Source organism: Bradyrhizobium sp. (genome assembly GCF_050014615.1).
Lineage (GTDB): Bacteria > Pseudomonadota > Alphaproteobacteria > Rhizobiales > Xanthobacteraceae > Bradyrhizobium.
Genome location: NZ_JBEKCZ010000029.1, coordinates 26,138 through 34,236, shown reverse-complemented (window position 1 = coordinate 34,236; position 8,099 = coordinate 26,138). Strand labels below are relative to the sequence as shown.

6 protein-coding genes are annotated in these 8,099 nt (G+C 63.3%); all 6 read left to right on the top strand.

What is annotated here, in order from left to right:
* On the top strand, positions 1–1,746 hold a 1,746-nt coding region (gene kdpB / locus ABR948_RS07170; protein ID WP_428115122.1), incomplete at its 5' end, for a potassium-transporting ATPase subunit KdpB.
* Between the two features lie 140 nt (positions 1,747–1,886).
* Entirely contained in the window at positions 1,887–2,492 is a 606-nt protein-coding gene (locus ABR948_RS07165; protein ID WP_428115119.1) for a K(+)-transporting ATPase subunit C, read from the top strand.
* Between the two features lie 74 nt (positions 2,493–2,566).
* Positions 2,567–5,293 carry a DUF4118 domain-containing protein gene (locus ABR948_RS07160; protein WP_428115116.1) on the top strand — a complete coding sequence of 909 codons (2,727 nt, stop codon included), beginning with the start codon at positions 2,567–2,569 and terminating at the stop codon, positions 5,291–5,293.
* Positions 5,290–5,979 carry a response regulator gene (locus ABR948_RS07155; protein ID WP_428115114.1) on the top strand — a complete coding sequence of 230 codons (690 nt, stop codon included), beginning with the start codon at positions 5,290–5,292 and terminating at the stop codon, positions 5,977–5,979. Before ABR948_RS07160 ends, ABR948_RS07155 begins: the two co-directional genes overlap by 4 nt.
* Before the next feature lie 543 nt (positions 5,980–6,522).
* The gene (locus tag ABR948_RS07150; RefSeq protein ID WP_428115111.1) at positions 6,523–6,657 is read left to right on the top strand and encodes a hypothetical protein; all 135 of its coding nucleotides are present in this window, start codon (positions 6,523–6,525) and stop codon (positions 6,655–6,657) included.
* Between the two features lie 341 nt (positions 6,658–6,998).
* Positions 6,999–8,051: a Kelch repeat-containing protein gene (locus ABR948_RS07145; protein ID WP_428115109.1), complete on the top strand. Its 1,053-nt coding sequence runs from the start codon at positions 6,999–7,001 to the stop codon at positions 8,049–8,051.
* Positions 8,052–8,099: the final 48 nt, after the last annotated feature.

Sequence of the window (8,099 nt, the reverse complement as noted above, 5' to 3'; positions counted from 1 at the left end):
CGGCTGGTGTCCGGCACCAGCCTCAAGGTCGGCGACGTCGTTCTGGTCGAGGCCGGCGACAACATTCCGTCCGACGGCGAAGTGATCGAAGGCGTTGCCTCCGTCAACGAGGCCGCGATCACAGGCGAATCCGCGCCGGTGATCCGCGAATCCGGCGGCGACCGCTCGGCGGTCACCGGCGGCACGCAAGTATTGTCGGACTGGATCCGGGTCCGCATCACCGCAGCACAAGGATCGACCTTCATCGATCGCATGATCAGGCTGGTCGAGGGTGCTGAGCGGCAGAAGACGCCGAACGAGATCGCGCTCAATATCCTGCTCGCGGGTCTCACCATCATCTTCGTGTTCGCGACCGTGACGATTCCCAGCTACGCGGCCTATGCCGGCGGGCAGATTTCGGTCGTGATTTTAGTCGCGCTGTTCGTGACCCTGATTCCGACCACCATCGGCGCATTGTTGTCGGCGATCGGCATCGCCGGCATGGACCGGCTGGTGCGCTTCAACGTGCTGGCGATGTCGGGCCGCGCGGTCGAGGCCGCCGGCGACGTCGATACGTTATTGCTGGACAAGACCGGCACCATCACGCTCGGCAACCGGCAGGCGACGGCGTTTCGCACCGTGCGCGGCGTGACCGAACAGGAACTCGCGGATGCGGCGCAGCTGGCCTCCCTGGCCGACGAGACCCCGGAGGGCCGCTCCATCGTGGTGCTGGCGAAGGAGAAATACGGCATCCGCAGCCGCGACATGGCGGAACTCAACGCCAACTTCATTCCGTTCACGGCGCAAACCCGCATGAGCGGCGTCGATGCCGGCGCATCGTCGGTCCGCAAGGGCGCCGTCGATGCGATCCTGAACTATGTCGACGGCGGAATGCCGCGCGCTGTGGCGTCGGGAAATGCCGCGCGCGTGCTGCAGCCGGCGATGTCGGAGACCGCGCGCGAGCTGCAGGCGATCTCGGATGAAATCTCCAAGGCGGGCGGCACACCGCTGGCGGTCGCCAAGGACGGCCGTCTGCTCGGCGTCATCCAGCTCAAGGACATCGTCAAGGGCGGCATCCGCGAGCGTTTTGCGGAGTTGCGCCGCATGGGAATTCGCACTGTGATGATCACGGGTGACAACCCGATGACGGCGGCGGCGATTGCCGCGGAAGCCGGGGTCGATGATTTCCTCGCCCAGGCGACGCCGGAAGACAAGTTGAAGCTCATTCGCGACGAGCAGGCCAAGGGCAAACTGGTCGCGATGTGCGGCGACGGCACCAATGACGCACCGGCGCTGGCCCAGGCCGATGTCGGCGTTGCCATGAACACCGGCACGCAAGCCGCGCGCGAGGCCGGCAACATGGTCGATCTCGACTCCAATCCGACCAAGCTGATCGAGGTGGTCGAGATCGGCAAGCAGCTGTTGATGACCCGCGGCGCGCTGACCACGTTCTCGATCGCCAACGACGTCGCCAAATATTTTGCCATCATCCCGGCGATGTTCCTGGCGTTCTATCCGCAGCTCGCGGTGCTCAACGTCATGCAGCTGGCGAGCCCGCGAAGCGCGATCCTGTCGGCGATCATCTTCAATGCCCTGATCATTATTGGTTTGATTCCGCTGGCCTTGCGGGGCGTGGCGTATCGCGCCATCGGGGCTGGCGCGCTGCTGCGCCGCAACCTGCTGATCTATGGCCTCGGCGGCATCATCATTCCCTTTATCGGCATCAAGGCCATCGACCTCGTCGTCGCCGCCTTGCATCTGGCTTGAAAATCCACCGTCATTCCGGGGCTATGCGAAGCATAGAACCCGGAATCTCGAGATTCCGGGTCTGGTGCTAACGCACCATCCCGGAATGACGAAATCCGAACTGCTCCGCCCGCAATGACGGAGAACGAAGGAGACACACCATGTTAAGAGAAATTCGCCCCGCCATCATCATCCTGGTCCTGCTGACCTTGATCACGGGCCTTGCCTATCCGCTCGCGATGACCGCGATCGCGGGCGTGATCTTTCCCAGGCAGGCGCAAGGCAGCCTGATCGAACGCGACGGCAAGGTGGTCGGCTCCGCGCTGATCGGGCAGGAGTTCAAGGACGACAAATACTTCCATGGCCGGCCCTCGGCGACATCGGCGGCTGACCCGGCCGATGCCACCAAGACCGTGCCGGCGCCTTACAATGCGGCCAATTCCTCCGGCTCCAACCTCGGCCCGACCAGCAAGGCCCTCAATGACCGGGTCAAGGAAGATGTCGATAAACTGAAGGCGGAAAATCCCTCCGTGCCGGTCCCGGTCGATCTCGTCACCACGTCGGGCAGCGGCCTCGATCCGGATATCTCGCCGGAGGGCGCGCTGTTCCAGGTGCCGCGTATCGCCAAAGCCCGCAACATGCCGGAAGATCGCGTCCGCCAGCTGGTCGCGCAGAACACGGCGGGCCGCCTCGGCGGGTTGCTCGGTGAACCCAGGGTTAACGTCTTGGCGCTCAATCTGGCGCTGGATGCGGCGACATCGAAATGACAGCGGTCGGAGCAGGATCAACCTGATCCGATCCCGCTCTAGGCCCGACGGCGCCCGAGGACTATATTACCCATATGGTTCAGCAGCAGCGCCGCGATCCCGAACAACGCCCCTCGCCGGAAGCCCTGCTGGAGACGGCGCGGCGCGAGCACAGCCAGGCCGGCCGGCTGAAGATTTTCGTCGGCGCCGCGCCCGGCGTCGGCAAGACCTACGAGATGCTGCAGAGCGCGCACGCCCGGATTAAAGCTGGCGTCGATGTCGTCGTCGGCGTGGTCGAGACCCACGGACGGGTGGAGACGCAGGCGCTGCTGCAGGGCCTCGAAGTGATCCCGCGCAAACGTATCGAATACCGCGACCAGACCATCGAGGAGATGGATCTCGACGCGCTGATCGCGCGTCATCCGCAGATCGCGCTGGTCGATGAACTCGCGCACACCAACGCGCCCGGCAGCCGCCATCCGAAACGCTACCTCGATGTCGAGGAACTGCTGTCCCACGGCATCGATGTCTACACGGCGGTCAATATCCAGCATATCGAGAGCCTCAACGACGTGGTCGCGCAGATCACCCATGTGCGGGTGCGCGAGACCGTGCCGGATTCGGTGTTCGACCGCGCCGACGGCATCGAGCTGATCGACCTCACCCCGGACGATCTCATCCAGCGGCTTCGGGAAGGCAAGGTCTACGTCCCCAAACAGGCCGAGCGCGCGCTCGAGCATTACTTCTCGCCGGGCAACCTGACCGCCTTGCGCGAGCTGGCGCTGCGGCGGACCGCCGAGCGCGTCGACGAGCAGCTGCTGACCCATATGCAGGCCAATGCGATCGCGGGTCCGTGGGCGGCCGGCGAGCGCATCCTGGTGTGCCTCTCCGAGGATCCGCGCGCGGCCGGGCTGGTGCGCTACACCAAGCGATTGGCGGACCGGCTGCACGCGCCCTGGACCGCCATCAGCATCGAGACCCGGCGCAGCCTGCAATTGAGCGACGAACAACGCGACCGGCTGGCCGATACCTTGCGGCTGGCCGAGGCGCTGGGCGGTGAGGCGCTCACCATGCCCGCCGTCGGGCGGCGCATCGCCGACGACGTCATCGGTTTTGCGCAAGCCAACAACGTCACCCAGATCATCATCGGCAAATCGCTGCGCTCCTGGTGGTTCGAGATCACGCGCGGATCGGTGGTGCATGATCTGGTGCGACGCGCGGGCAATATCAGCGTCAACGTGATCGCCGGCGAGGAGCTCGCGGCCGACCCGGTGCCGAAGAAGACCGTGCGCGCGGCGGAGCGCTCCGAGCCGTTCCATGCCGGACCCTATCTGATGGCGCTGGTGATCGTGATGATCGGCCTTGGCGCGGCCGAACTGATCCAGCCGCTGTTCGGCATCGAGAATGTCGATCTGGTGTTTCTCACGGCGGTGGTCGGCGTCGCGGTTCGCTATGGCCTGTTGCCATCCTTGTTGGCAAGCGTCGCCGCCTCGCTGTGCTACAACTTCTTCTTTCTGCCGCCGATCTACACCTTCACGATCACCGATCCGACCAACGTCGCGGCGTTCTTCTTCTTCATGCTGATCGCGATCCTGGTTTCCAATGTCGCAGCAAGGGTGCGCACCCAGGCCGATTCCGCGATCGGCCGGGTGCGGACCACCGAATCGCTGTACGCCTTCAGCCGCAAGCTCGCGGGCACCGCGACGCTGGACGACGTGCTGTGGGCGACCGCCTACCAGACCGCGCTGATGCTCAAGGTGCGCGTGGTGCTGCTGTTGCCGGACAATGGCGTGCTGACGGTGAAGGCGGGTTACCCGCCGGAGGATCAGCTCGACAAGGCCGATCTCGCCGCCGCCAACTGGGCCTGGGGCAATGACCGCCCGGCCGGGCGCGGCTCCGATACGCTGCCCGGCGCCAAGCGCCTGTTCCTGCCGATGCGGACCGGACGCGGCCTGATCGGGGTGATCGGCATCGACGACGACAAATCAGGGCCGCTGTTGACGCCGGATCAGCGCCGCCTGCTCGATGCGCTGGTCGATCAGGGCGCGCTGGCGATCGAGCGGGTGCTGCTGGTCGAGGACATGGACAAGGTCAAGCGCACCGTCGAGTCGGATCGGCTGCGCTCGGCGCTGCTGACCTCGATCTCGCACGATCTCAAGACGCCATTGGCTTCCGTGCTCGGCGCCGCGTCCACCATGCGCGATCTCTCCAGCGGTCTGACCGACGCCGAAAAGCGCGATCTGCTGGCGACCGTGATCGACGAATCCGAGCGGCTCAACCGTTTCATCGCCAATCTGCTTGACATGACCAAGCTGGAATCCGGCGCCATCAAGCCGAATACCGCGCCGCACGATATCGGCGAAATCGTCGGCAGCGCGTTGCGGCGTGCCAGCAAGATCCTGGTGCATCACCAGGTGTCGCTCGAGCTCGAGGCCGATCTGCCGATGCTGGAACTCGACGCGGTGCTGTTCGAGCAGGCGCTGTTCAACCTCTTGGACAATGCCGCCAAATATGCGCCCGTGGACACCACCATCTCGATCAGGGGGTGGCGGGACAAGGATTGGGTGGCGCTGCAGATCAGCGACGAAGGCGCGGGCATTCCGCACTCCGAACTCGAGAGCGTGTTTGACAAGTTCTACCGCGCCCAGAAGGGCGACCATGTCCGTCCCGGTACTGGTCTGGGGCTGGCGATTTCCCGCGGCTTCGTCGAGGCGATGCACGGCACGATTTCCGCTGCCAACCGCACCGACCGCAGCGGCGCCATGCTGACCATCAGGCTGCCGATCCCGGCAGCCTCACATTTTCTGGATACCGCCGCATGAGTGCCGCCCCGATCAAGGTTCTGGTCATCGACGACGAGCCGCCGATCCGAAAATTGCTGCGGATGGGGCTGAGCACGCAAGGCTACGAAATCCTCGAAGCCTCCAACGGCAAGATTGCGCTGGAATTGCTGGCGCAGGATCCGGCGCTGATCATTCTCGATCTCGGCCTGCCCGATATCCAGGGCCATGAACTCTTGCGCATGATCCGCGGCCGCAATGACAGCGTTCCGGTCGTGGTGCTGTCGAGCCGCGGCGACGAGGCCGGCAAGGTGCAGGCGCTCGATCTCGGCGCCGACGATTATCTGACCAAGCCGTTCGGGATGGACGAGCTGCTGGCCCGGATGCGCGCGGCGCTGCGGCATCAATTGCAGGTCCATGGCGAGCGCCCGGTGTTTCGGTCCGGCGATCTCTCGGTCGATCTGGTACGTAGGATCGTCAAGGTCGGCGACAAGGACGTCAAGCTGTCGCCGAAGGAATATGAATTGCTGCGGGTGCTGGTGCAGCATGCGGGCAAGGTGCTGACCCATCGCTTTCTCCTGAAGGAGCTGTGGGATGAACTGACCGACGCGCAATATCTGCGGGTCTATGTGCGCCAACTGCGCCAGAAGATCGAGGCCGATCCCGAGCGCCCGCAATTCGTGCTGACCGAAACGGGAATTGGGTATCGGTTAAGGGCGGGGGATTAAGTCACCCTGGCTCGTCATGCCTGGCCAAAGCGCGAAGCGCGTCTTCGCGCCAGATGTGCCGGGCATCCACGTCTTGGCAGCACAGCATGTAGGGCGGATTAGCGTTAGCGTAATCCGCCGTTACGTTTCTGAGATGGCGGATTACGCCGGAGCCTGTCATCGGGCCGCGCTTTGCGCGGACCCGTTGGGCTAATCCGCCCTACGGGCTGGCATTGTTTTAGAGGGCCACGAACGGAGACGAAATTTCAAGGTAACATGCCCGGGTCGACGAGCTTCATACGAGGATTGGATGCCAACCAATTTTTGATGCACGCTTCCCGCGTAGCCTCAGTCGCCACTATGCAGCGAACCTTCCGGCCTGCGCGTTGAGCAGTTACAACCTGAGAAACCCAAGGACGATCATCAATCATTGGGCCTTCGACTGAAAAGGTATTAGCGCTGTCGTCCCTCAAGATTAGAAAGAATGGCTTTCGAATCATCTGAGCTGTCCTTGCGAAAACTCACATCAAGACATTAGCTGGAATTGCTTCCAGGAACCGGGCCATGGAGACCTTTCCCCTAAATAATCTGGCCGAAAAATTCGAGGTCGACCGCTCGGTGATGGTCAAGGCGATGCGCAATGTGCCGCCCGATCTTGTCCGCAAGGGCAACCGAGCGACGCCGCTCATAACCTATTGAATATCCGTTCTGGGTCAATCGCGTCGTTTTGACCGTCGTCCGGCGACTTCCGGTCTTCCCCTGGAAACGGACATCGTCAGCTCGGGCGGATTAGCGTTAGCTTAATCCACCGTTGCTCTGCCGAGATGGCGGATTACGTCGGAGTCCGTCATCGGGCCGCGCTTTGCGCGGACACGTTGGGCTAATCCGGCCCTATGCGCGGCACCTTAGCGCTGGCGTCGATCCCGCTAATCTGCCTAAATCACGGCGTTAACGGCTCCGGCAAAACCACAAACTCAAGAAATCACCGAACCCGGATCGGGAGCCATCCGGTGAATTTCGGGCGAAACAGGGGGGCGATCGTGATCCAACGATTGGTGTGCCGTGCGACAGCTTTGGCTGTCCTGCTCGCGGCGATATTTATCGGTGCTGCGACGGGTGCCGAAGCTCAGGGTAAATGGCGGCTCGGCGCGCCAATCCCGCAAGGCGCCAACGAAGTTCTCGGCGCCGCCGTCGACGGACAAGTATATGTCTACGGCGGACAGGATCCATCGAACACGCCGCAGGGTATTTTCTACAAATACGACCCCGGCAAGAACGACTGGACACAACTGCCCTCCAATCCTGTCCCGGTCCACCATGGTTCAGCTGTCAGCATCGGTCACAAGTTCTATGTGATTGGCGGATTTCGCCTGCCGGACAGCGGCAAGGGCGGCTGGTATCCTGAAAACAAGGCCTGGGTGTTCGATGCCGAGACCAAAAACTGGTCGGCGCTCCCGAACATGCCGACAGCGCGCGGTGCGCTCGCCGCGGTTGCGGTCGGCAACAAGATCTACGTGATCGGAGGCGGAACCATTCCGAAGGGCAAGCAGCTGCCGAACGGTCTCACCCCCGGCGGAGACGTTGAATTGCTCGGCACCATGGAGGTGCTGGATACCGACACCAATACCTGGTCCACCCTGGCGCCGATGCCGACCCCGCGCAATCATCACAGCGTCGTTTATGTGGACGGCAAGATCTACGCGATCGGCGGGCGGGTCGGTTCCTGCTTTTCCGGCGGGTGGTCGAACAACATCTGGATGAACGAGGCCTATGACATCGCGACCAACAGCTGGACGACACGGGCGCCGATGCCGACCGCGCGGTCAGGAACCGGCATCGCGGCGATCGGCAACAAGATCCACGTGCTCGGCGGTGAAGGCTGGATCGATGATTTCGGCGGCGTGTTTCGCGCGCATGAAGTCTATGATCCCGCGACCAACTCGTGGTCGCGCGCGGCGCGCATGATCACGCCCCGGCACGGCTTCGCGGTCGGGGTGGTCGACAAGACCATCTACGCCGTATCCGGCGTCAACAATGCCGGCGGTGGCGGCACGTTGTCGGTGGTGTCGGTCAACGAGATCTTCGATGAATAGGGATTAATGGGTCGTAGGGCGGATTAGCGTTAGCGTAATCCGCCGTTA